We start from the raw sequence: 23,922 nt of genomic DNA on the forward strand, positions 1-23,922 counted from the left end.
ACCCCCGTGATCAACGAAATGAGCGGGGGTGGGTGGGGTGCGGGGGCGTGGTGGGGTGCCGGGGATGGTGCGGGTGGGGTAGCCTAACGATCGTTCAGGTCGGTGGGCGCCCTGTGCGGGGGCCGTGGCAACGGGAGTCGGCGTGACGCTCGACGGTGAAGCTCTGGAGCAGCTACGCAAGCGCGCCCGCGCCGGCGGTGCGGACAAGTACCACGCGGCAAACGCCGCGAAGGGGAAGCTGTTCGCCCGCGAGCGTGTGGCGTACCTGGTCGACGAGGGCTCCTTCGTCGAGGACGGGCTCTACGCCAACGCGATGGCCGACGGGCTGCCCGCCGACGGCGTGGTCACCGGCACCGCCACGATCGACGGCCGCCAGGTCTGCCTGATGGCCAACGACTCCACGGTCAAGGCCGGCAGTTGGGGTGCGCGTACCGTCGAGAAGATCATCCGGATCATCGAGCGGGCCTACGCGACCGGCGTCCCGATGGTCTACCTGGTCGACTCGGCCGGCGCCCGGATCACCGACCAGGTCGACCTGTTCCCGGGCCGCCGCGGCGCCGGAAAGATCTTCTGGAACCAGGTCCGCGCCTCCGGCTCGATCCCGCAGGTCTGCGCGCTGTTCGGGCCGAGCGCGGCGGGCGGGGCGTACATCCCGGCGTTCTGCGACGTGGTCGCCATGGTGGACGGCAACGCCAGCATGTACCTCGGCTCCGACCGGATGGTCGAGATGGTCACCGGCGAGAAGACCACGCTGGAGGCGATGGGCGGCGCGAAGGTGCACTGCGCCGAGTCCGGCGTGGGTCACTTCCTCTGCAAGACCGAGAACGATGCGCTCGACGTGGTGCGGACGTACCTGTCGTACCTGCCGTCGAACTGGAAGCAGGACCCGCCGGCGGCCGAGGCGGTGGCCGCGCCGGAGAAGGCCGACCTGGCCGCGCTGGTACCGGCCAGCGAGCGGCAGGCGTTCGACATGCGCCGGTACGTCAAGGGCCTGCTCGACTCCGGCAGCTTCTTCGAGATCCAGGCGCTGTGGGCCAAGGAGCTGACCATCGGGTTCGGCCGGCTCAACGGCGAGGTCGTCGGCGTGGTCGGCAACAACTCGATGTTCAAGGGCGGCGTGCTCTTCGTCGACTCGGCCGACAAGGCGACCCGGTTCGTGCAGCTCTGCGACGCGTTCAACGTGCCGCTGCTGTTCCTCAGCGACGTGCCCGGGTTCATGGTCGGCAGCGCGGTGGAGAAGCAGGGCATCATCCGGCACGGCGCCAAGATGATCACGGCGATCTCCGAGGCGACCGTACCCAAGATCTGTGTGGTGGTCCGCAAGGCGTACGGCGCAGGTCTCTACGCGATGGCCGGTCCCGGCTTCGAGCCGGACGCCACGATCGCGCTGCCCACCGCGAAGATCGCGGTGATGGGCGCGGAGGCCGCCGTCAACGCGGTCTACGCCAACAAGATCGCCGCCATCTCCGACGAGGCCGAGCGGGCCGCGTTCGTGGCCGCGAAGCGCGAGGAGTACGAGCGCGACATCGACGTCGTCCGCCTCGCCAGCGAGCTGGTGGTGGACGCGATCGTCGAGCCGCACGAGCTGCGCGCCGAGCTGGTACGCCGGTTCACCGCCGCGCGCGGCAAGGAGCGGCACTTCTCCCGGCGCCGGCACGGCGTCACCCCCGTCTGACCCGGTAAGGAAGGGCCCCCTCTTAACGCCTGGTGCATGTAAAGGGGCCCCTCCTAACGCTTCAGCCGCTCCCGGCGTCACGAGCGCCCGGCGGCCCGCCCTTTCCAGGAGGATCGACATGGACTTCCGGCTCGACGAGGAGCAGCAGGCGCTGCGGGAGAGCGTCCGGGAATTCGCCCGCGAGGTGGTCGCGCCCACCATCGCCGAGCACTACGAGCAGCACACCTTCCCGTACGAGATCGTCCGTCAGATGGGCAAGATGGGCCTGTTCGGGCTGCCCTTCGCGGAGGAGCACGGCGGCATGGGCGGCGACTACTTCGCGCTCTGCCTGGCGCTGGAGGAGCTGGCCCGGGTCGACTCCAGCGTGGCCATCACGCTGGAGGCGGCGGTGTCGCTCGGCGCGATGCCGATCTACCGATTCGGCACCGAGGAGCAGAAGGCGCAGTGGCTGCCGAAGCTGCTCAGCGGTGAGGCGCTGGCCGGGTTCGGGCTCACCGAGCCGGGCACCGGCTCGGACGCGGGCGGCACCCGGACGCGCGCGGTCCTGGACGGCGACGAGTGGGTCATCAACGGCTCGAAGGCGTTCATCACCAACTCCGGCACCGACATCACCGCGCTGGTCACAGTCACCGCCGTCACCGGTACGCGGCCGGACGGCGGCAAGGAGCTGTCCACGATCATCGTGCCGTCCGGTACGCCCGGCTTCACCGTCGCGCCCGGCTACTCGAAGGTCGGCTGGAATGCGTCGGACACCCACGAGCTGACGTTCGACGACTGCCGGGTGCCGGCGGCCAACCTGCTCGGCGAGCGCGGCCGGGGCTTCGCGCAGTTCCTGCGCATCCTGGACGAGGGCCGGATCGCCATCGCGGCGCTCGCCGTCGGCCTGGCCCAGGGCTGCGTGGACGAGTCGATCAAGTACGCGAAGGAGCGCCAGGCGTTCGGCCAGCCGATCGGCAACTACCAGGCCATCCAGTTCAAGATCGCGGACATGGAGATGAAGGCGCACACGGCCCGGCTGGCCTACTACGACGCGGCCGCCCGGATGCTCGCCGGTGAGCCGTTCAAGCGTCAGGCGGCCATCGCCAAGCTGCACGCCTCCACAGTCGCTGTGGACAACGCCCGCGAGGCGACGCAGATCCACGGCGGGTACGGCTTCATGAACGAGTACCCGGTGGCCCGCTTCTGGCGCGACTCCAAGATCCTGGAGATCGGCGAGGGCACCAGCGAGGTGCAGCGCATGATCATCGCGCGCGATCTCGGCATGTGAGGACGCCCGGAACCGCGCCCTGTCGGATATCGGCAGTGGACGGTCGGGTGGTTGACGATGGGCTGTGGAGCGTCGGAGTCCATCCGTAATCTTCGTGCCCATGACTCCGGATCATGACCGTGCGCGGGGCCCAGGCGGTCGTACCGGTCTGGCCGACCTGCTGCGCGGGCACCGGCTCGCCGTCGGCCTGACCCAGGCCGAGCTGGCGGGCCGGGCCGGCGTGGGCGTACGGACGGTCCGCGATCTGGAACGGGGGCGGGCCACCCGGCCCCAGCGCACCACAGTCGACCTGCTGGCCGACGCGCTCGGCCTGAGCGGTGACGAGCGGCGGGAGTTCGTCGACACCGCCCGGCCCGCGGCATCCCGCCTCCCCGCAGCCGGTGCCGCCGCCGACGATCCGCCGGTGGCGCTGCCCCAGCCCGTACCGCTGCTCGGCCGGGAACGGGACGTGGCGGAGGTGTCCGGGCTGCTCGACGCGTACCCGGTGGTGAGCCTCGTGGGGCTCGCCGGGGTGGGCAAGACGGCGCTGGCCGTCACCGTCGCGCACGCGGTGGCGGCCCGCCACCCGGCGGGCGTGGCCGGGGTGCTCGTGGGCGAGGGCTCGGACGCCGCCGACGTACTCGCCGCGTCGGCGTCGACGTTCGGCGTGAACCGGCTGGCCGACCTGTCCTGCCGGATCGGCGACCGGCGGGCGCTGCTGCTCGTCGACGCCGTCGACCGGGCGCCGGAGCCGGTGGCCGAGGCGCTCCGCGTCCTGACCGCCGCCGTGCCGACGCTGCGGGTGCTGGTGACCGGCCGCCGCCCGGTCGGCCTGGCCGGCGAGATGGTCCGGCCGGTCGCGCCGCTCGACGTACCGCCGGCCGGCACCGAACCCGCCGACCGGGCCGGCCTGGACCGCTGGCCGGCGGCGGCGCTGTTCGCCGCCCGCTTCGCCCAGGCCCGCCGGGAACCACCGACCCCGGCCGAGTTGCCGGCGCTCGCCGCGCTCGTGCGCCGGCTCGGCGGACTGCCGCTCGCCATCGAGCTGATGGCGGCACGGGGACGCATCCTCGACGTCACCGAGCTGCTCGACCGCTACGGCGACCGCGTCCTGGACCTGACCGGCGTACGCCCCGGCTGGGAGCCCGCCGACCCGTCCGCCGGCACTGTGACGCTGCGCGACGCCGTGGCGACCAGCTATCACCTGCTCGCCAGCGCCGACCGGGCGGCGCTGCGGCGGCTGTCCGCGTTCCGTAACCGCTGGTCGGTCGAGCTGGCCGAGGATCTGCTCGCCGACGGCGGCCGGCGGTGGGACGCCGCGCCGATGCTGGACCGGCTGCGCGAGCTGGGCCTGCTGAGTGTCAGGGGCACCGGCCCGTTCCGGTTCCGTCTGCTGGACGCGGTCCGTGACTTCGCCGCGGAACAGGCCGACCTGGAGGGCGAGACCGCCCGGATCCGGATGCGGCACGCCGCGGTGATCGCCGGTCTGGTCCACCGCACCGCGCCAGGGCTGGTGGGCGCACAGATGTCCGGCGCGGTGCACGTGCTCGACGAGGCGACGAGCGACATCACCGCCGCGCTGGCGTACGCCGCCGAGTACGCGCCGGAGACCGCGCTCCTGCTCGCCGCCTCACTGCCCCGATGGTGGCGGCTGCGCGGGCGGGACGTGTCCGGCCGGGGCCGGCTGCGGCGGCTGCTCGCCGATCCGCGTACCGCTGGTGCCCGGCCCACGCTGCGGGCCTGGGCCATGCTCGGCGCGGCCCGACTCGCCGCCGAGCACGGCGCGGGCGCGGAGGAACTCCCGGCGGCCCGGGCCGCCCTGGTCGTCTTCGCCGAGGCGGGCGACGTGACAGGCGAACTGTCCGCCCGGTCCGTGCTCTGCGCGCTGCTGCTCGGGCTCGGCGCGCACGACGAGGCCCGCGAGCAGGCCGAGGCCGCACTGGCCTCGGCCACCCGGCACCACCGGGTACGCGAGATGGCCGTCGCCCAGGCGCACCTGACCTGGCACGACGTACGCGAAGGTCGGCTGGCCGGTGCCCGGCGGCGGCTGGCGACTGTCGACCGCCTGGCGGCACAGTGCGGTGACCAGCGCCTGCGTGTGCTGGCGCGTGCCGATCAGGCCGAGCTGACCCGCCTGGAGGGCCGATACGCCGAGGCGGTCGAGCAGGGTCGCCGGGTGGCGGCCGCGCTCGCGGAGCTGGGTGATCCCGGGCGGCGGCGCCGGACGGTCGGCGCGGTCGGGCTGGCGCTCGCCCACGCCGGGCGCACCGACGAGGCGCTGGCCACGATCGCCGAGCTGTGGCCGTCGGGAGTGGTGCCGGGTCGGCGCCGTCCACCGGCCGTGGAGATGCTCGATCCGCCGGGCCCGGGTGGGGACGCGCGCACCGAGGACGCGCTGCGCGGGTTGATCGAGGGGCACGTGGCGCTGCACCGGGGAGACCGGGAGCTGGCGGCGGAGTGGTTCGCCGCGGCTGCCGACGCGGCCGAGGGTGTCGCCGATCGGCGGGATCTGGTCGAGGCGCTGGTGGGGCTGGCGGTCAGCACCGCTGATCCGGCCGTGCTGGATCGGCTGGACGCGGCGCGACAGGTCACCGGCGTCAGCCTGCTGCCGCAGGAGGAGGAGTTGCTGTTCTCCCTGACGGCCCGACGGGGGCGATGAGCGTCTTGTCGTCACCCCGGTCGATCGCGGTGGCCGCACTGCGCGTCGGCCGGCACGGGAGGGGCGGAGGGCGCGGGGGTGGCGCGAGCGAAGTAGCCCCCTGGTACTGCCCCTCGCTCCACGCTCGCGCCAGCACCCCCCGGTGCCCCCCGCTGCCGGAAGACTACCGAGGTCGGACGACCGATTCGCGAATATGTGGACCGCTTTGTCCGGCCGTTCGGGCGGTTCTGCCGGTCATTCTGCCGGTGACTGGCAGGTAGTGCCCGGCAGGTCGCGGACCGTCAGGCGGCGTCCTCGACCGGCTCGGTGCTGCCGGCGGTGGCGCCCGGATGGACCGCGTCGCGTACCCGGCGCAGCCCGTCCAGCAGCCCGTCGAGCTGCGCCGGGTCGAGCTGGCTGGTGAACCACTGCTCGATGATCCGCAGATGGCCGGGAAGGACGTCGTCCAGCCGGCTGAGCCCGGCGGTGGTCACCACCGCGAAGGAACTGCGCCGATCGGACGGGCAGGCACGCCGGCAGATCAGCCCGTCCCGCTCCATCCGGTCGACCACGCGGGTCACGCCGCTGGTGGAGAGCGAGGTCTGCGCGGCCAGGTCGGTCATCCGCAGCTGGTTGTTGGGTGAGCGGGCGAGCCGGGTCAGCACCTCGAACTCGACCGGGGAGAGGCCGTGCTCCTCGAACTGGGCGGCGAACCGGGCGGCGAGCCCGGCGTGCGCCTCGACGAGCAGGCCGACGGCGGTGATCCGGGGGTCGTCGAACACGTTCTGGTCCACGCCACCATCCTAGCAACACTTGACACGGGGAATATTGTCTCAACTATAGTTGCTCAGTCAGTCGTTGGGCTCCTAAACATTCTTCTCCGGAGGAGAGCATCATGACCAGCAGCACCGAGGCGACTACCCGCGACTGGGAGGGTCTCACCATCCCCACCCCCGGCACCTACGTGCTGGACGCCGCGCACAAGCGTGTCGGCTTCGTCGCGCGGCACATGATGGTCAGCAAGGTACGCGGTGAGTTCGCGGACGCCACCGCCACCATCACCGTCACCGACGACCCGATGCAGTCCTCGGTCACCGCCAGCATCCAGGCGGCCAGCATCAACACCGCCCAGGCGGACCGCGACGCGCACCTGCGCAGCCCGGAGTTCCTCGACGCGGAGCAGTTCTCGACGCTGGAGTTCCGCAGCACCGAGGTGAAGTCCCGCGAGGGCAACGAGTTCGTGCTCGTCGGCGAGCTGACCATCAAGGGCGTGACCCGCCAGGTCGAGCTCGAGGTGGAGTTCGAGGGCGTCGGCCGCAGCCCGTTCGGGCAGGACATCTTCGGATTCTCCGCCTCCACCGAGATCGACCGGGAGGACTTCGGTCTGACCTGGAACGTGGCGCTGGAGACCGGTGGCGTCCTGGTCGGCCGCAAGGTCAAGATCGAGATCGAGGGTGAGGCCATCCGCCAGGGCTGAGCCCGGCACAGGCCCGCAGGGCCCGCACCGTCCCCGACGGTGCGGGCCCTTCTCGCGTACGCCCCGGCGGTGCGAATCGTCACGTGAAGTTCTCCGCACTGACGCGCTGGTGACGGCGGTGACGGGGTACAGGTGCAGACCTGTCGCCCGTCCAGCCGGGTGGCGGGGCGGGCGCACTTACGCCCACCACGTGAATGGTTCACAATGCGTTGCGGAACGGTACGGTTCCGTCGCACCGGCGCCGGGAGGACACATGGGCAGAGACGTCGAGCAGGGCGCCTTCTCCCGCGAGGATCGGGTCCGCTACCGGCAGAAGGTCCGACGGTGCCTGGACGTGTTCGCGCTGATGCTCGACGACTTCGGCTTCGACGCCGACCGCCCGATGACCGGGCTGGAGATCGAGCTGAACCTGATCGACGCGGCCGCCGAACCGGCCATGCGCAACGACCAGATCCTCGCCGACATCGCCGACCCGCTGTTCCAGACCGAGCTGGGGCAGTTCAACCTCGAACTGAACGCCTCGCCCCGGCTGATCGAGGGCAGCGGCTTCGCCGACTACGAGCAGGACCTGCGCAGCAGTCTCAGCCGCGCCGACGAGCGGGCCGCCAAGTCCGACGCGACGATCATGATGGTCGGCATCCTGCCCACGCTCACCGAACGCCACCTGGTCGCCGACAACCTCTCCACCAACGAGCGGTACCGCGTCCTCAACGACCAGATCGTCGGCGCCCGCGGCGAGGACATCGAGCTGGACATCAACGGCGTCGAGCGGCTGCGTACGCACACCGACTCGATCGCGCCGGAGGCCGCCTGCACCAGCCTCCAGTTCCACCTCCAGGTCGCGCCGGACAGCTTCGCCGACTACTGGAACGCCTCCCAGGCCATCGCGGGCGTGCAGGTCGCCGTCGGTGCCAACTCGCCGTTCCTCTACGGCCGGCAGCTCTGGGCGGAGACCCGGATCGCGCTGTTCCAGCAGGCCACCGACACCCGCCCGGACGAGCTGAAGGCCCAGGGGGTACGGCCCCGGGTGTGGTTCGGCGAACGCTGGATCACCTCGATCTTCGACCTGTTCGAGGAGAACGTCCGCTACTTCCCGCCGCTGCTGCCCATCTGCGAGGAGGAGGACCCGGTCGAGGTGCTGCACGCCGGTGGCGTGCCCACGCTCGGTGAGCTGCGGCTGCACAACGGCACCGTCTACCGCTGGAACCGGCCGGTCTACGACATCATGAACGACCGCCCGCACCTGCGGGTGGAGAACCGGGTGCTGCCCGCCGGCCCGACAGTGGTGGACATGCTCGCCAACGCGGCGTTCTACTTCGGGCTGGCCCGCGGCCTCGCCGAGTCGGACCGTCCGATCTGGAGCCAGTTGACGTTCAGCTCGGCGGAGGAGAACTTCCACGCCGCCGCCCGGCGCGGCATCGAGGCGGTCCTGCACTGGCCCCGGCTCGGGGACGTGCCGGTCACCACGCTCGTACTCGACACGCTGCTGCCGGTGGCCGCGCAGGGGCTGGACCGGTTCGGCGTCGCCCCGGCCGAGCGGGACCGCCTGCTCGGCGTGATCGAGGGCCGCTGCCGTACCGGCCGCAACGGTGCGGTCTGGCAGACCGAGACGGTGTGGGCGGCGGAGCGGAGCCGGGGCCTGGACCGGGAGGCCGCGCTGCACCACATGGTCCAGCGGTACGCCGAGCTCCAGCGCGGCAACGAACCCGTCCACACCTGGCCCGTCGACTGACTCCCGCTGCCGCCCTCGCCCTGGCTCGCCTGCGGCCCGGCAGGCCGCGAACGCGCGGGCGCTGGCCCGCGCCTCGTCGATCTTGGAGTTATGGCGCCTCGAATCTTCCGAATGGGAGTTTTGTGAGGTGCCACAACTCCAAGATCGACGCGAGTGGGCGGTGGCTCAGCGGCCGAGGTGACGCGCGTGCTGGGCGGGTGGGGCTCAGCGACCCCGGCGGCGGGTGGTGTCGGTGGGCGGCGGCGGATCGGCCTGGCCTGACGAACCGGTCTGGCCTGACGAACCGGTCTGGCCCGGCGAGGCGGTCGGGGACGAGGAGTCGTCCTGCGGCGAGGCCGTCGTGCTTCGCGGGTTCGGCTCGTCGGCGGTTGAACCCTTGTCGTGCGAGCCGGCCTGCGTGGGTGACTCGGGTTGCCGCTGCGGTGGCACGGCCCGACCTCGACGGCCGGTGGTGGACCGGGTGGCACGTCCCCGATCCGTCTCCGTCCGGCCGGACGTCACGCCCGGCCCGTCGTCCACTGCCGCATCCCGGAGCGAACCGGCCGACGCGTTCGGCTCCGTGTCCGGCAGAGTCGTCCGCCCGGAGAGATCCGACGCGGACCGTCCCGACGTCGATCCTCCATCCGGCTCGGCCGTGTCCTCGCCGATCGCGGGCTCCCCGTCGACGGGGGCCGGCTCGCCGGTGCGCTGGTGGGGAACTGTCACCCGCTCGGCGCTCCGGCGCTCGGCGCGCTGAGCCAGCGCGGCCATCACCATCGAGCCGCCGACGCCGGCGATCACCGCGTACGGGGCGATCAGGTGGGCCGACAACTGTTCCGCCGCGATCCCGGCCAGGCGCGGCACGGCAAGCAGGTACGCCAGCGCGACGAGCAGCGGTCCGGCCGCCCCGGAGGCCGCCGCGCCGACCCGGATCTCCGGTGCGCGGGCGGCTCGGCGGGCCGCCACCAGGCCGATCACCAGGGCGGAGAGCACCGACAGCAGCGCACCGGGCCAGTAGAAGTAGTCGCGGATCCAGAACGCGCCACGGTCCGCGCTGATCTGCCAGATGCCGAGCTGGGCGGTGGTCAGGCCACGGCCGGCGATCACCCCGTCGACCACCGACACCACGGCGAGCAGCCAGAGCCAGCCGGTGGTGGCGATCAGGTTGGTGGCGGCGGCGCGGGTGTGCAGCGCCCAGACGGCGAGCAGCACGCCGAGAACCAGCCCCGCGCCCGCGTACGCGGCGGCGACCGCCTGCGGCGAGGAGACGTCCGGCACTCGGGCCGCCCGCGCGGGTACCGCCACCAGCAGGACGGTGACGATCGCGCCGACACCCGCGGCGAGCGCCAGGCCGAGCCGGGGCAGCGTGCCCGGCGACTCGTCGTCGCCACCACGCAGGCGCTGGGCGCAGACCGCACCGACGATGACCGATGTCGCCGCGATCCAGGTCGCCCAGGCGAGGCTCGCCACCCAGGCCGCCTCGGCCCGTACCGCGCCGTCCGGCACCCAGTTGATGATGCCCAGCCCGTACCCGAAACCGAGCTGCGCGGCACCCGCGCCGGCGGCGACGCCGAGCGCGGCGGCTGTCGATCCTCCCCAGCCCCGTCTGACCATGCCGGGGAGCGTAACGTCCCGTGGTCGGCGCGGCGAGTCGTAACGACGGGCCGTGACCGTCAGTGAGCAACGGATACGGTTGTCGATGATCGGGGCGGGGAGCATGACGGACGAGCGGCAACCGGCCGGCGACGGCAGCGGACCGGGGCGAGGCAGGCTGCTCCTCGGCGGTGGTGTGGCAGTGGCCCTGCTGGCCGTGATCGGCGCCAGCGTCGGGTGGATCCTTGCCGGTGAGCCGGAGCGCTCGGCCGCGCCCGGCGACTCCGCACCGCCCGCCGCCGCGTCCACATCGGCCTCCGCGACCACGGCGCCGCCGGCCACCGCTGCCCAACCATCCGGTACGCGCACCAGCGCCCCGGCCGGGCTCACCGTGCCCGAGGTGGTGGGCGCCGACTTCGAGCAGGCCCGCCGGGACCTGCGCGAGCGCCGCCTCGGCTGGCGACTGGTCTTCGGTACGGGCACCGGACGCACCGTGGAGCGCACCTCACCGGCTCCCGGCACCCCGGTGAAGCGCGGCACCACCGTCACCGTGTGGGTCTCCGGGCCGGCGCCGGCCGTCACCGTGCCCGACGTGGGCACGCTGTCCTGCTCCGACGCGGCCGACGACCTGGTGGAGGCGGGGCTCTATCCCCGGTACGCCACCGGGCGCCAGGGCCCGGTCACGGCACAGGAGCCGGTGGCCGGCGGTACCGCCCGATGGAACGACCAGGTGACGCTCACCTGCGGCGACAAGGCGTCCACGCCGCCGACGGTCTCCCCGCCGCCGACTCCGTGACGAGCGCGGCGCGCTGATCCCAGCCGGTGTCGCCGGGGACCGCTACGGTGGACGATCGAGGGCCGTGCGCCCCGTCCCGGTGGGGAAAGGACGTGCCATGAGCGACGACCGTCAGGAACCACCCGCCGGTGACGCGGACGCGACCCGCGCGCTGCCCCCGGATGCCGACGCGACCCGCGCGATGCCGCGCGACGCGTCCGGGCACGACGCCGACGCGACCGGCGCGATGCCGCGCGACGCGGCCGGGCACGACGCCGACGCCACCCGTGCGATGCCGAGGAACGCCGCCGAGGAGGACGTGGAGGCGACCCGCGCCATGCCGCGGAACGCGGGCGACGCCACCCGGCCGTTGCCCGGCGGACCGGCAGGACAGGGCGGGTCGCGCCGTCCCCTCGACGCGACCACCCCGCAGGAACCGGTGGGCGCCTGGTCCGGCCGGGCCGGGGTGCCGCCACCACGTCCGGCGGGCTATCCCGAGCCCGGCAGCGAGTGGTACGGCGACGAGCAGGCCGGGCGCCGCTGGTGGATGCCGATCCTGCTCGGCATCCTGGCGCTGCTCCTGCTGGGGTTGATCGGGGCGGGGGTGTGGCTGGCGCTGCGTGCCGCCGACCGGAACTCCGATCCGGGCCCGCCGGTGCCGAGCGTCTCGGCACAGACGAGCGCCGCCCCGACGACCGCCGCACCGACCAGTGCCGCGCCGAGCAGTTCACCGCCGAGTACGCCGGCCACGACCGCCCCGCTGGAGGTGCCGATGCCGCCGCTGGTGGGGCTGCCGGAGGCGGCTGCCCGGGCGGCGCTCGACCGGCTGGACCTGGACTACCGGGTGCAACGGCGGGCGTCGGACCGCCCGGCCGGCACGGTGATCTCCACCGATCCCGAGGCCGGTTACCCGGTGGGCGAGGACGACCGGGTCACGATCGTGGTGGCCGTACCCGCGCCGCCGACGAGCGGGCCGAGCACTCCGGGCTCCGCCCCGGCGACGACCACGACGCCCTGACGATCACCACTGGCGTCTGCGGGTGCCGACCAGGCCCAGCCCGGCCAGCGAGATGGCGAGTCCGAGCAGCCCGGAGTAGAACAGCGACCGGCTGAGGTCGTCGGTGGCGCCGGTCGGCCGCTCGGCGAGCGCGCCCTCGCCGCCACCGGCACCCGCGGCCGGTTCGTCCTCGTCCTCCGCCGGGTCGGCGGCGGCCCAGCCGTCCTCGTCGTCCGACCCGTCGGAGTGGGCATCGGACTCGGCGGCATCGGACTCGGCGGCATCGGAGTCGGCCGTGTCGGACTCCGTCCGGCCGTTCTCACCCGCAACGGTGATCTCCGGGGCCGGTACGGGCTCGGCGAGCTGCTGGGTGGCGGAGAAGGCGGGATGACGTACCGCGAGCGCGAGCGCGGTCGCGGTGACGAGGAAGAGGAAGAGCCCGAGGGCATAGCCGATACGGGACCGGTGGTGCCGCCGCGCGGCGGGCAAGTTGACCATGACCATCCCAGGTTCAGGGTCCATGGCGCGCGGGGTGGAACGTGCCGGGGTGGGCGTACCGATTCTATGGCGACGGCACGCCCTCCCGACCGGGAATCGTGAGGTCAGCCGACCCGGACCGGGGTCCGGACCGCCGGGCGGCGAGCCGTCCGCACGGTGTGCTGACGCGGAGCCGGCGCGGCTTGGAGCTGCCGCAACCCCTCCTGGAGTACGAAGATCGACCTCCGGTTGACCGCGTCCCCCGCCGCGTTCAACTCGTAGCCGTCGAGCCAGAGCCAACCGTCGTAGGTCGGCCAGTCGAGCACCCGGATCACCCGGAACATGATCGGTCGGAGGAACTGGACACTCGCCGCGCGAGTCACGTGCAGTACGTCACCGGAGCGGGGAAGCACATGGGCTCCTGGGAAGTCGGCCGGCGGGACCGGCGAGGCTGAACGGGGGGCAGGTGCGGTCCGGTGACGGGGGGTCTGCCTCGTGGACCGGCGGTCGGTGGGTCGGTGCTGGTCGGGCCGTACCCGCGGTGGCGGACCGCCACCCGACCATCACCCGGCTGCTCCCGGTTACCGCTCCCGTCGCCGCAGCCAAGCTGGCGTACAGCGACGGGGTCTTCATTCCGGGGCAGGTCGCAGGGCGCGGGACGGCTCCCCTCCGGCCGTCCCACGGACCGTGGTGCCACCACGCCCGGAGATCAAGCGAAGACGGTGAGTAACCCGTGCCATACGGACAGACTGCATCAGGGACGTGCGACATGCAAGTTGCACGTGGAGTTTTGCTGATAGGTGAGTCGGACACGCAAACGGCGAAACTTGAAGCGTCAGGTATCGGAGCGGCACACTGGACGCCGGTTTCGCCCGTCGCGGCCGGTCGACGACCGGCACCACCCCTGCCGCGAACGCACACCCGCCGCCCGCCGGTCGCGCCCGCGGTGGGAGCCGAACCGGGGCGCGACCGACCGGAGGTAGCCGGGTGACTGTGAAGCGTGGTCCCGCAAGCCGATGGACGGCACCGAGGTGACTCCGTGAGCGAACGGCGCAGCCCGACCATCCGGCGGCGCCGGCTGGGGGCGGAACTCCGCCGGCAGCGGGAGGCGGCGGGCATCACCATCGAAGTCGTCGCCGAGCAGCTGGAGTGCTCGGCCTCCAAGATCTCCCGGATCGAGACCGGCCACACCACGGCGACCCCGCGCGACGTACGCGACATGCTCCGCATCTACGGGGTGGTCGGCGCGGAGAGCGACGAGCTGGTGCAGATCGCCCGGGAGGCTCGGCAGAAGGGCTGGTGGCATCCGTACAGCACGGTGCTCGTCGGCGCGTACGTCGGCCTGGAGGCGGCGGCCAGCTCCATCCGCGCGTACGAGCAGCAGGTGGTGCCGGGTCTGCTGGAGACCGAGGAGTACGCCGGTGCGATGATCCGGGCGGCCCGGCCGGACTTCACCGACGAACAGGTCGACCAACGGGTGCGTGTCCGTCTGGGCCGTCAGTCGTTGTTGACGCAGGACGATCCGGTCGATCTGTGGGTGGTGCTCGATGAGGCGGTGCTGAGCCGGCCGGTTGGCGGCGACGTGGTGATGCGTGGCCAGCTCAAGCGGTTGGTGGAGGTGGCCGAACTGCCGAACGTGACAGTGCAGGTCCTGCCCTTCGAGGTGGGAGCGCACGCCGGCATGGACGGGACCTTCACGATCCTCAGCTTCCCCGAGCCGAGTGATCCCGATGTCGTGTACGCGGAGAACGCCACGGGTGGGCTCTTCCTGGAGAAGAGTGACGAACTGCAGAAGTACAGCTTCATCTTCGATCACATTCGAGCAGCGGCCATGCGCCCGGAGGAGTCCATCGCACACATCGCGAAACTGGCAGAGGAGCCACTGTGGAAATGGCGACCAAGGAGTTCCCCGTGGACCTGACGCAGGCGACGTGGTTCAAGAGCTCGAAGAGCGGGCCGAACTGCGACAACTGCGTCGAGGTCGCGTACGTGACCGGGGCGGTCGGGGTGCGGGACTCGAAGGACAAGACCGGCCCGGCTCTGGTCTTCGCACCGGGCGACTGGCACGCCTTCGTCGCCCGCGCCCGGAACGGCGTGTTCGGCCGGAGCTGACCGGCACCGAGATGTGGTCCCGCCCGGCAGCGCCGCCGGGCGGGACCATTCGCGTCCGCGTGCCCGTGCGGCGGCGGGCACCCGTCGCCAGTTCCGATCCGCCTCGTTGAACCGCACGGATCGGCAACCGAACAAGGCAGGCGAGACGGATGACGACGATCGGTTCAGAGAACCTCACCAGCGGCCCGGGCAAGCCCGAGCGGTTCGGTGGCAAGTACCGGGGTGCCCGCCGGGACACCGTCCTCACCGAGGTGGTCTCCGGTGACGGCGAGGACGCCCGCGAGAGTGGCGTCCCCGAGCAGGCCACGGCGCCGCTGTCCCTGCCGTCGCTGGACCCCAACCCGCTGACCGAGCCGTCCTTCCCGCCGAGCGGCTGGCCGGTCGAGCAGCAGGAGTCCCTGGTGGACCACCCGCTGCTGCGCGGCCTGCTGATGGAGCTGCCCCCGAAGGGCAGTGTGCCCCCGCCCGGCTGGCTGGACCGCTGGTTCGAGGCGACCCGGGCGATCCTGGAACTGCTATACGTGCAGGGCGCGAGCCGGTCGCGCTGACACCGCCTCGGCGGCCGGCATCGCCCGCTCGGCGAGCCGGTTGTGCCGGAGCGCGTGGCGTACTCCGATCGCGCACACGCCGAGCACCCCGACGGTGATCACCGGTCCGGCGACGCCCGGCGCGGTGAACAGGTCGACGCCGATCGCCGGCAGCACCGCCACCAGCACCGCGATCGCCGTCGCCTGGAGCGGCAGCGCGATCAGCGGGTGCGCTGCCGCCGCGCGCAGCCCGTGCGGGGCGGGCGTCTCCGGCGCCGCCGCGAACGCGCCCGCGCCGGACCGCAGCCGCCGGACCCGCCGTACCGTGCAGACCGCCACGACGGCCGCCGGCACCGCGGCGACGCCGAGCGCGGCGGCGGCCCGGTCCACAGTGGTGTCACCGGCGCTCTGCAGGCCCGCGGCGAGGACCGCCGCGGTGAGCGCGAGGCCGGTCAGCACCAGGACGGACAACCATCCGGTACGCCGACGCAGCGCGCGGGCGCGGTCCAGCCCGGGCAGGCCCTCCGCGACCAGTCCGGCGGCGAGCCAGACGGCGGCGACGGGAAGCAGCAGGGCGAGACGGTCATCCATGGCCCCTAGCCTTGCCCGTTTCGACGTCCGCCGAATCCGGGACGGCACCCCGGTTCGTCCCGTACCCGTGCCCGTAGGGGTACGGCTCAGACGTCGAACGTGGCCGGTCGCCCGGTGGCCGGCGCCGGCGGGGTGGCCTTCCACAGGCCGGTCTTCTGGGCCGCGAGCCGGGCCAGGTAGGCCGGGTTGAGGATGACGTACCTGCGCCACAGGCGCTTGGGCTCCAGGCCGAGCCGCCAGAACCACTCCAGCCCGGCGCGCTGCATCCACGGTGGCGGGTTGCGCAGCAGGCCGGCGTGGTAGTCGAAGGCCGCGCCGACTGCCATCAGCGGCATGTCCAGCAGCGGGCGCATCGCGTACGCGAAGACCTCCTGGCGCGGACAGCCCAGCCCGACCAGGACGAGGCGGGCGCCGCTGGCCCGGATCCGGTCGGCGATCTCGGCGTCCTCGCCCGGCGCGACGGCGCGGAACTTGGACGGCTCGACCCCGGCGACCTTCAGCGCGGGAAACTTGCGCTCCAGCGCCGGGACCAGCCGGGACAGCGTCTCCTCGGTGGAGCCGTAGAGGTAGACGGGCAGCCCTTCCTCGGCGAACCGGGCGAGCACCCGCAGGGTCAGCTCCGGGCCGTAGACGCGGTCGGTGAGCCCGGCGCCGTGCAGCAGGTTGAGCGCCCAGCGCACCGGCTGCCCGTCCGGGGTGACCACGTCGAACGAGTTGAGCCGGGCGTTGTGCGCCGGGTCGAGCACGCCGGTCATCACGCCGTGCACCGCCAGCGCGGTGAGCGCCAGCGGGCGGCGCTCGTGCGCGGCCGCCACCACGGCCTCGGTGGCCCGGGCGTAGTCGGTGGCGTCGACCCCGACGCCGAGCACGTTGCGCTTGGTCCCGGCGGTCATGCCTTCGGCACCCACTTGTCGGCGTTCGCCTCGTAGATCTCGCGGAGGATCATCGGCACGTCGTACGTGATCTTCCAGGACGGGTAGTGCTCCTCGAAGCGGGCCATGCTGCTGACGTACCACTGGTGGTCGCCGGTGCGGGCCTGCTCGACGTAGTTGATCCGGGCCTCGCGGCCGGTGATCTCCTGGGCGACCCGGAACGCCTCGATGTGCGAGGTGTTGGAGTGCCGGCCGCCGCCGAGGTTGTAGACCTGGGCCGAGCGCGGCTCGCGGAAGAACGCCTCGAACGCGGTGAGGACGTCGTGCGAGTGGATGGCGTCCCGGACCATCTTCCCCTTGTAGCCGAAGAGGTTGTACGTCCGGCCCTCCATCACGCAGCGCATCAGGTACGCCAGGAAGCCGTGCAGCTCGGCGGCGGAGTGCGCCGGGCCGGTCAGCGTGCCGCCCCGGAAGCAGGCGGTCCTCATGTCGAAGTAGCGGCCGTACTCCTGGACCATCACGTCGGAGGCGACCTTCGAAGCGCCGAAGATCGAGTGCAGCGACTCGTCGATCGACATGTCCTCGGTGATGCCGTCGTACCAGCGGTGGTCCTCGGGCAGCTCGTACCGGGTCTCCAGCTCGATCAGCGGGAGCGAGTTCGGCCGGTCGCCGTACACCTTGTTGGTGGAGCAGTGGATGAACGGCGCGTCGACGGCGTGCCGCCGGGTGTTCTCCAGCACGTTGAGCGTGCCGCCGGCGTTCACGTCGAAGTCGGTGAACGGCTCCTTGGCGGCCCAGTCGTGGCTCGGCTGGGCGGCGCTGTGGATCACCACGGCGATGTCCTTGCCGTACCGCTTGAAGACCTGCTCCAGCCCGTCGCGGTCGCGGATGTCGACGGCGTGGTGGGTGTACGCGGAGCCGAGGTCGGCGGCGAGCCGGTCGAGGCTCCAGGCGGTCGAGCCGTCCTCGCCGAAGAAGTACCGCCGCATGTCGTTGTCGATGCCGACCACGTCGAGACCGAGTCCGGCGAAGTGCCGGGCCGCCTCGGAGCCGATCAGACCGCCGGAACCGGTCACCAACGCGACAGTCACACGCCACTCCTGGTCCATGGGAGGCAGGGAAACCATCGGAGCATAGCGTGACGTCCGGAACGCCCCGATACGAAGCAAGGGCCCCGCTGTGTGCGGAGCCCTTGTCCTGGTGGGGATGGGGGGAGTTGAACCCCCACGTCCTTTCGGACACACGGACCTGAACCGTGCGCGTCTGCCATTCCGCCACATCCCCGTGGCACGACCTGGAACACCATATCGCATCCCGCGCCCGCCATCTGCGGCGGGTGCCGGGACATATTACGCTGTCCACTGGTCACGCCACGAACGATCACCGCTCGTGGCGGGCGAAACTCTAGCACGCTCGCGGGCCTGGTCACGAACGGGCCGACGGCAGCCGGCCGAGCGGCGTGTGAGCTGCGGAGGCGGTGTCCGGATACCATCATTGCCTCGGGACCCGAGGAGGAGCCGGTGAGCGTGCTGCAACGCTTCGAGAAGCGTCTGGAAGGCCTGGTCGAGGGGGCCTTCGCCAAGGTCTTCAAAGGGGTGGTCCACCCCGTGGAGATCCTCAACGCCATGCAGCGGGAGGCCGAGGCGCACAAGGCGATCCTGGCCGGTGGGCGCACCCTTGTGCCCAACCGCTACGTGATCGATCTCTCGCCCTACGACCACAGTCGGCTGGCGCCGTACGCTGCCGCGCTGGCCCAGGAGCTGGCCCAGTCGCAGGCGGAGTTCATCGGCGAGCAGGCGTGGACGGTCTACGGCGACGTGATCGTCGAGGTCGAACGCGGTGAGGGCCTGGACACCGGCATGTTCCGGGTCACCGCCGAGGTCTACACCGGCGGGGACGTCGCCCCGGTCTCCGCGCCCGGCGGCTACGACGCCGGCCCGGCGTACCCGGCGTACGACCAGGGTGGCGGCTACGGCCCTCCGCCCGGTCACGGCGGCGGCCGCAACGTCCGCCTGGTCTCCGGCGACGGCCGCACCTACCCCCTCCAGATGGGCTCGACCGTGATCGGCCGCGGCGACCAAGCCAACCTGCGCCTGCCCGACGTCGGCATCTCCCGGCGCCACGCCCGGCTGGACTTCGACGGCGGCCAGGTGGTGCTGACCGACCTGGGCTCCACCAACGGCACGATGGTCAACGGCCAGCGGGTCTCGGCGGTCGCCCTCAACCCCGGCGACATGATCCAGCTCGGCACCACGACGCTGACCTTCCGCGTGGACGGCTGATCCGCGTTGCCGGAACTCGTCATCACCGTCGCCCGGTTCGGGTTCCTGATCCTGCTGTGGATCTTCGTGTTCACGGTGGTCGGCGTGATCCGCCGGGACCTCTTCGCCGGTGCCCGGTCGGGCCGGCTCGTGGCCGCGCCGCGGGGGATCGGCGCGTCGACCGGGCAGCCGGGGAAGCCGGCGAAGGCCAAGCGCGGCCGGGCCGCCCACCAGCTGGTGGTCACCGCCGGTCAGCTCGCCGGCACCCGGATCACGCTCGGGGAGGCCCAGATCACCATCGGCCGCGCGGAGGACTCGACCCTGGTGATCACCGACGACTACGCCTCGGCGCGACACGCCCGGCTGGTGCCCCGCGACGGGCAGTGGTACGTCGAGGACCTCGGATCGACTAACGGCACCTATCTCGATCGCGCTAAGGTCACCGGACCAACCCCCGTCCCCCTCGGCGTGCCGATCCGGATCGGCCGCACTTCCCTCGAATTACGGCCATGACTCTGACCCTGCGCTACGCGGCCCACAGCGACCGCGGTCTGATCCGAGACGGTAATCAAGATTCCGTCTACGCCGGACCGCGGCTGCTCGCCGTGGCCGACGGCATGGGCGGCATGGCCGCCGGTGACGTCGCCAGCAACATCGTCATCGGTGCCATGGCGCCCCTCGACGAGGACGTCCCCGGTGACGCCCTGGTCGACGCGCTCCGCTCCGCCGTGGGCACCGCCAACCAGCAGCTCCGCGACACCGTGGACGCCAACCCGCAGCTGGAGGGGATGGGCACGACGCTCACCGCGACCCTCTTCTCCGGCAGCAAGCTCGGCATGGTCCACATCGGTGACTCCCGGGCCTATCTCCTGCGCAACGGCGAGTTCGCGCAGATCACCAAGGACGACACGTACGTCCAGATGCTCGTCGACGAGGGCCGGATCAGCGCGGAGGAGGCGAGCAGTCACCCCCAGCGCTCGCTGCTCACCCGGGCGCTCGACGGCCGCGACATCGACCCGGAGTACAGCGTCCGCCAGGTGCTGCCCGGCGACCGCTACCTGATCTGCTCCGACGGGCTCTCCGGCGTGGTCAGCGCGGAGACCATCGCGGACACCATGCGGGAGTACCCCGACCCGCAGCGGTGCGTGGAACGCCTGGTGCAGCTCGCGCTGCGCGGCGGCGGCCCGGACAACATCACGGTGATCATCGCCGACGCCACCGACCAGGACATCGTCGAGGCGTCCCCGATCGTCGGCGGCGCCGCCGCCCGCGACCGGGGCATGGCGACCTCGGCCGACGACTCCACCCCGGCGGCCCGCGCCTCGGCGCTGTCCGCCCCCCGGCCACCCGCGCCGGAGGAGCCGGCGGACAACCGCGACGACGAGCCGGAACGGCGTCGCCGCCGGCCGCTGCGCACCGTCGCCATGGTGCTGGCGCTCGCGGTGATCGTCGGCGGTGGCGCGTTCGGCGGGTGGACGTACACCCAGCGGCAGTTCTACGTCGGCGCCACCGACGACGGCCAGCTCGCGGTCTTCCGCGGGGTGCCCGGCCAGGTCGCCGGACTGGACCTGTCGAACGTGCACGAGCGCAGCGAGGCCCGGCTCGACGACCTCACCCTCGCCGCCCAGGAGCGGGTGAAGCAGGGCATCCAGGCCCGCAACGAGCCGGACGCGGAGCGCCGGCTGGCGGAGCTGACGAGTGAGGATCCGGCGAACCCGAACCTCAAGCCGCTCTGCCCGCCCGACCCGTCGCCCGGTGCGACCAGTCCGAGCCCGGCAGCGGGCGGGCTGAACCCGCAGGTCAGCGGCAGTCCCGCACCGTCCGTTCCGCCGGCCGGCTCACCGAGCCCCGGCGCGTCGACGCCGCTGACGACCATCACGCCCGACGCCGTACCCTCCGACACCGTTCCGCCGGCCGACCCGGCGGGTTGCCGGTCGCCGGAGTGAGTGCCGGCTCGATCCCGAGGACGTATCCGTGACCGCAGCCGCCGTACCGGCCGCCTCGCCCGCTTCGACGGGCGAGGAGTCCGGCGTACGCCTGGCCCGGTCCCGGCGCAACGCCGAGCTGTCCCTGCTCCTGCTCGCCATGGTGCTCGTCGCGGCGTACGCGGCGATGATCGAGGCGAAGGCGCTGGACACGATCACGCCCGACTTCTGGATTCCGGCCGCCGCGCTGGGGCTGGTCTTCCTCGGTCTGCACCTGGTGATCCGCTGGCTGGCGCCGTACGCCGATCCGGCGCTGCTGCCGGCGGTGGCACTGCTCAACGGCATCGGGGTCGGCTTCCTGCGCCGCTACGACCTGGCCAAGGCCACGCCCGCCGAGCGGGAGGACCTAGCCGTCTTCGCCGGCACCGGCGGCCGGCAGCTCGCCTGGACGCTCGCCGCGGTGGTGCTCGCCGCCGCTCTGCTGGCGATCCTGCGTGACCACCGTTCGCTGTCCCGGTACGCGTACACGCTGGGCCTGGCCGGCATCGTGCTGGTGATGATCCCGGCGGTGTTGCCCAGCCGGTTCTCCGAGATCAACGGCGCGAAGCTGTGGATCAAGTTCGGCGGGTTCTCCATCCAGCCGGGTGAGTTCGCCAAGCTGGCCCTGCTCACGTTCTTCGCCTACTACCTGGTGCGCAAGCGCGAGGTGCTCTCGCTCGCCAGCCGGCGGGTGCTGGGCATCGACTTCCCGCGCGGGCGAGATCTCGGCCCGGTGCTCGTGGTCTGGCTGGTCAGCCTCCTGGTCCTGATCTTCGAGAAGGACCTCGGCACCTCGCTGCTCTACTTCGGCATGTTCGTGGTGACGCTCTACATCGCCACCGAGCGGGTCAGCTGGCTGCTCATCGGCCTGATCCTGTTCTTCGGCGGCGCCTACCTGGCGTACGTGCTGGGCAGCACCGTGGGCGGCCCGTTCGCGAACTTCTACGACCGGGCGCAGATCTGGCTGGACCCGTTCGCCGAGCCGTACGACAGGGGCTACCAGCTGGTGCAGGGTCTGCTCACGCTCGGCACCGGCGGCCTGTTCGGGGCCGGGCCGGGCGGCGGCCAGCCGGCGCTGCTGCCCGAGGTGCAGACCGACTTCATCTTCGCCGGCATCGGTGAGGAGATCGGCCTGTTCGGTCTCTCCGCGCTGCTGGTGATCTACCTGCTGATCGTCGAGCGTGGCCTGCGTGCCGCGCTGGCGGTACGGGACTCGTTCGGCAAGCTGCTCGCCGGTGGTCTGGCGTTCACGCTGGGCCTCCAGGTCTTCGTCATCGTCGGCGGCATCAGCAAGCTCATCCCGCTGACCGGTCAGACCACCCCGTTCCTGTCCGCCGGTGGCTCCTCGCTGATGGCGAACTGGCTGCTGATCGCCCTGCTGCTGCGGGTCTCGGACGGCGCACGCCGCCCGGTGACCGGCGGCGGTGGCCCGGCCGCCCGGCCGGCAGGCGGCCCGCCCGAGCAGTTGCACGGCGCCCCGACGGAGGTGATCCGGCCGTGAATGCCCCTCTGCGCCGCGTCGGCGTGGTCGTGATGGTCCTGTTCGGGCTCCTGTTCGCGAACCTGAACTGGATCCAGGCCTACAAGGCCGACGAGTACCGCAACAGCGACTACAACGGCCGGGTCCAGGTCGCCGAGTACGACCGCAAGCGCGGGAACATCGAGGTGGGCGGCACCGCGTACGCGGTCAGCAAGGAGACCGGTGGTGAGCTGAAGTACCAGCGCACCTACCCGGGCGGGGCGATGTACGCGCACGTGCTCGGCTGGAAGCCGGTCAACGGCAGCGCGAGCGGCATCGAGCGGGTGGAGAACGACTTCCTCGCCGGCACCAGCGACGCGCTCATCGCCAGCCGAATCAAGGACATGTTCACCGGTGACGAGACCGGTGGCGGGAACGTGCTGCTGACGCTCTCCAAGCGGGCCCAGGAGACGGCGTACAAGCAGCTCAACGACAACCAGGTCGGCGCGACCAAGGGCGCGGCCATCGCGATCGACCCGCGTACCGGCGCGGTGCAGGCGCTGGTGTCCATGCCGAGCTTCGACCCGAACCCGCTGGCGAGTCACAACAGCACCGAGGCGGACCGGGCGTACAACACGCTGGAGAAGGACAAGGACCGGCCGCTGGCGAACCGGGCGCTGTCCGAGACGCTGCCGCCGGGCTCCACCTTCAAGATCATCATGGCGGCGGCGGCGCTGGAGAACGGCGTCGGGCAGCAGACCCGCATCCCGGCCGGTTCCAGCTACACCGCGCCCGGCGCCGGCCAGCCGATCCGCAACGCCGCGCCGTCGATCTGCCCCGAGTCGCAGGTGACGCTGCGCGAGGCGGTGACCGAGTCCTGCAACACCGGCTTCGCCCAGCTCGGCGTACGCCTCGGCTCGGACAAGGTCAAGGAGAAGGCCAAGCAGTTCGGCTTCGAGCAGGAGGACCTCACCGTCGGCCAGCTCGGTGAGGGCGGCCTTCCGGTGGCGGCCAGCCGCACCGGCGACATGCAGAACCCGGACGGCAGCACCGACCAGGCCGCTCTGGCGCAGTCGTCGATCGGCCAGAACAACGTGCGGATGACCCCGTTGCAGGGCGCGATGATCGCCGCCGCGGTGGCCAACAAGGACGGCAAGCAGATGCGTCCGTACCTGGTCAAGCAGCTGCTCGGGCCGGACCGCACCACCGTCTACGACGCCGCCCAGCCGCGCGAGCTGCGCCGCCCGATCAGCGGCCAGGTCGCCGCCGACCTGCGCGACATGATGCAGAACGTGGTGAAGGAGGGCACCGGCCGCCGGGCCGCCATCGACGGCTTCCTGGTCGGCGGCAAGACCGGTACTGCCCAGTCCGGCCCGAACACCCCGGACCACGGCTGGTTCATCGGCTTCGCCCTGGACAAGGACGGCACGCCGCTCTCCGCGGTCTGCGTCGAGCTGGAGCAGGCGGGCAGCGGCGGCAGCGCCGAGGCGGCCCGCATCGCCGGCCGGATCATGGCGGCGGCGATCGCCGACTCCGGGAGGCGCTGA

The 23,922-nt window shown here is 72.3% G+C and carries 22 protein-coding genes and 1 tRNA gene; 15 read left to right on the top strand and 8 right to left on the bottom strand.

Translation table 11 applies throughout. The features are described from left to right. Positions 1 to 142 precede the first annotated feature (142 nt). From ML5_RS00310 to ML5_RS00320, 3 genes are all read left to right on the top strand, one after another. On the top strand, positions 143 to 1,675 hold the full coding sequence (locus ML5_RS00310) for an acyl-CoA carboxylase subunit beta (protein ID WP_013473351.1): 1,533 nt from the start codon (positions 143 to 145) through the stop codon (positions 1,673 to 1,675). 118 nt (positions 1,676 to 1,793) lie between these two features. After that, positions 1,794 to 2,942: an acyl-CoA dehydrogenase family protein gene (locus ML5_RS00315; protein WP_013283288.1), complete on the top strand. Its 1,149-nt coding sequence runs from the start codon at positions 1,794 to 1,796 to the stop codon at positions 2,940 to 2,942. 100 nt (positions 2,943 to 3,042) lie between these two features. Beyond that, positions 3,043 to 5,580, top strand: a complete 2,538-nt coding sequence (locus ML5_RS00320; RefSeq protein ID WP_013473352.1) for a helix-turn-helix domain-containing protein — start codon at positions 3,043 to 3,045, stop codon at positions 5,578 to 5,580. Positions 5,581 to 5,861: 281 nt separating this feature from the next. Here the strand turns inward: ML5_RS00320 and ML5_RS00325 are convergent, their stop codons facing one another. Next, positions 5,862 to 6,353, bottom strand: coding sequence for a MarR family winged helix-turn-helix transcriptional regulator (locus tag ML5_RS00325; RefSeq protein WP_013283290.1), 492 nt, complete (start codon positions 6,351 to 6,353; stop codon positions 5,862 to 5,864). A gap of 101 nt (positions 6,354 to 6,454) precedes the next feature. Here ML5_RS00325 and ML5_RS00330 point away from each other — a divergent pair, with 101 nt between their 5' ends. Continuing rightward, positions 6,455 to 7,036, top strand: coding sequence for a YceI family protein (locus ML5_RS00330; RefSeq protein ID WP_013473353.1), 582 nt, complete (start codon positions 6,455 to 6,457; stop codon positions 7,034 to 7,036). Positions 7,037 to 7,289: 253 nt separating this feature from the next. Further along, positions 7,290 to 8,768 (top strand): hypothetical protein, encoded by a 1,479-nt coding sequence (locus tag ML5_RS00335; RefSeq protein WP_013283292.1) that lies wholly within the window; start codon positions 7,290 to 7,292, stop codon positions 8,766 to 8,768. Positions 8,769 to 8,972: 204 nt separating this feature from the next. Here the strand turns inward: ML5_RS00335 and ML5_RS00340 are convergent, their stop codons facing one another. Beyond that, a complete protein-coding gene (locus tag ML5_RS00340; protein ID WP_013473354.1) occupies positions 8,973 to 10,361 on the bottom strand; it encodes a hypothetical protein in 1,389 nt (462 codons plus the stop codon). A gap of 103 nt (positions 10,362 to 10,464) precedes the next feature. Between ML5_RS00340 and ML5_RS00345 the strand changes: the two genes are divergently transcribed. Beyond that, positions 10,465 to 11,136 carry a PASTA domain-containing protein gene (locus ML5_RS00345; protein ID WP_236619341.1) on the top strand — a complete coding sequence of 224 codons (672 nt, stop codon included), beginning with the start codon at positions 10,465 to 10,467 and terminating at the stop codon, positions 11,134 to 11,136. Positions 11,137 to 11,233: 97 nt separating this feature from the next. Beyond that, positions 11,234 to 12,133, top strand: a complete 900-nt coding sequence (locus ML5_RS00350) for a PASTA domain-containing protein (protein ID WP_013473356.1) — start codon at positions 11,234 to 11,236, stop codon at positions 12,131 to 12,133. A 3-nt stretch (positions 12,134 to 12,136) separates the two neighbouring features. On the opposite strand, the gene ML5_RS00355 is transcribed toward ML5_RS00350, so the two are convergent. Both ML5_RS00355 and ML5_RS00360 read right to left on the bottom strand, forming a co-directional pair. Beyond that, complete coding sequence (locus tag ML5_RS00355; protein ID WP_141722645.1) at positions 12,137 to 12,616, bottom strand: hypothetical protein; 480 nt, start codon at positions 12,614 to 12,616, stop codon at positions 12,137 to 12,139. A 98-nt stretch (positions 12,617 to 12,714) separates the two neighbouring features. Continuing rightward, the gene (locus ML5_RS00360; protein WP_013283297.1) at positions 12,715 to 13,002 is read right to left on the bottom strand and encodes a hypothetical protein; all 288 of its coding nucleotides are present in this window, start codon (positions 13,000 to 13,002) and stop codon (positions 12,715 to 12,717) included. Positions 13,003 to 13,628: 626 nt separating this feature from the next. On the opposite strand from ML5_RS00360, the gene ML5_RS00365 reads away from it, so the two are divergent. The 3 genes from ML5_RS00365 to ML5_RS00375 all read left to right on the top strand — a co-directional run bounded on the left by ML5_RS00365 (position 13,629) and on the right by ML5_RS00375 (position 15,249). Next, the gene (locus ML5_RS00365; RefSeq protein WP_013283298.1) at positions 13,629 to 14,510 is read left to right on the top strand and encodes a helix-turn-helix transcriptional regulator; all 882 of its coding nucleotides are present in this window, start codon (positions 13,629 to 13,631) and stop codon (positions 14,508 to 14,510) included. Continuing rightward, positions 14,480 to 14,701: a DUF397 domain-containing protein gene (locus ML5_RS00370; protein WP_013283299.1), complete on the top strand. Its 222-nt coding sequence runs from the start codon at positions 14,480 to 14,482 to the stop codon at positions 14,699 to 14,701. Before ML5_RS00365 ends, ML5_RS00370 begins: the two co-directional genes overlap by 31 nt. A gap of 149 nt (positions 14,702 to 14,850) precedes the next feature. After that, positions 14,851 to 15,249, top strand: coding sequence for a hypothetical protein (locus tag ML5_RS00375; RefSeq protein WP_013283300.1), 399 nt, complete (start codon positions 14,851 to 14,853; stop codon positions 15,247 to 15,249). Here the strand turns inward: ML5_RS00375 and ML5_RS00380 are convergent. The 4 genes from ML5_RS00380 to ML5_RS00395 form a co-directional block, all read right to left on the bottom strand. Then, the gene (locus ML5_RS00380; RefSeq protein WP_013473359.1) at positions 15,217 to 15,819 is read right to left on the bottom strand and encodes a hypothetical protein; all 603 of its coding nucleotides are present in this window, start codon (positions 15,817 to 15,819) and stop codon (positions 15,217 to 15,219) included. The two genes, ML5_RS00375 and ML5_RS00380, sit on opposite strands and share 33 nt — an antisense overlap. An 86-nt stretch (positions 15,820 to 15,905) precedes the next feature. Beyond that, positions 15,906 to 16,712, bottom strand: a complete 807-nt coding sequence (locus ML5_RS00385) for a WecB/TagA/CpsF family glycosyltransferase (protein WP_013473360.1) — start codon at positions 16,710 to 16,712, stop codon at positions 15,906 to 15,908. Next, a complete protein-coding gene (locus tag ML5_RS00390) occupies positions 16,709 to 17,818 on the bottom strand; it encodes an NAD-dependent epimerase/dehydratase family protein (protein ID WP_030269640.1) in 1,110 nt (369 codons plus the stop codon). Before ML5_RS00390 ends, ML5_RS00385 begins: the two co-directional genes overlap by 4 nt. A gap of 71 nt (positions 17,819 to 17,889) precedes the next feature. Beyond that, positions 17,890 to 17,975, bottom strand: a tRNA-Leu gene (locus ML5_RS00395). Between the two features lie 209 nt (positions 17,976 to 18,184). On the opposite strand from ML5_RS00395, the gene ML5_RS00400 reads away from it, so the two are divergent. The 5 genes from ML5_RS00400 to ML5_RS00420 are packed head-to-tail and all read left to right on the top strand — an operon-like array spanning position 18,185 to position 23,922. Beyond that, positions 18,185 to 18,973 carry a DUF3662 and FHA domain-containing protein gene (locus tag ML5_RS00400; protein WP_026267912.1) on the top strand — a complete coding sequence of 263 codons (789 nt, stop codon included), beginning with the start codon at positions 18,185 to 18,187 and terminating at the stop codon, positions 18,971 to 18,973. 6 nt (positions 18,974 to 18,979) lie between these two features. Next, on the top strand, positions 18,980 to 19,465 hold the full coding sequence (locus ML5_RS00405) for an FHA domain-containing protein (protein ID WP_013283305.1): 486 nt from the start codon (positions 18,980 to 18,982) through the stop codon (positions 19,463 to 19,465). Then, a complete protein-coding gene (locus ML5_RS00410; protein ID WP_013283306.1) occupies positions 19,462 to 20,898 on the top strand; it encodes a protein phosphatase 2C domain-containing protein in 1,437 nt (478 codons plus the stop codon). The genes ML5_RS00405 and ML5_RS00410 overlap by 4 nt, the downstream gene beginning before the upstream one ends. A gap of 28 nt (positions 20,899 to 20,926) precedes the next feature. Next, positions 20,927 to 22,417: an FtsW/RodA/SpoVE family cell cycle protein gene (locus ML5_RS00415; protein WP_013283307.1), complete on the top strand. Its 1,491-nt coding sequence runs from the start codon at positions 20,927 to 20,929 to the stop codon at positions 22,415 to 22,417. Further along, complete coding sequence (locus ML5_RS00420) at positions 22,414 to 23,922, top strand: penicillin-binding protein 2 (RefSeq protein WP_013283308.1); 1,509 nt, start codon at positions 22,414 to 22,416, stop codon at positions 23,920 to 23,922. Before ML5_RS00415 ends, ML5_RS00420 begins: the two co-directional genes overlap by 4 nt.

The organism is Micromonospora sp. L5, assembly GCF_000177655.2.
In the GTDB taxonomy this organism is placed as follows: domain Bacteria; phylum Actinomycetota; class Actinomycetes; order Mycobacteriales; family Micromonosporaceae; genus Micromonospora; species Micromonospora aurantiaca.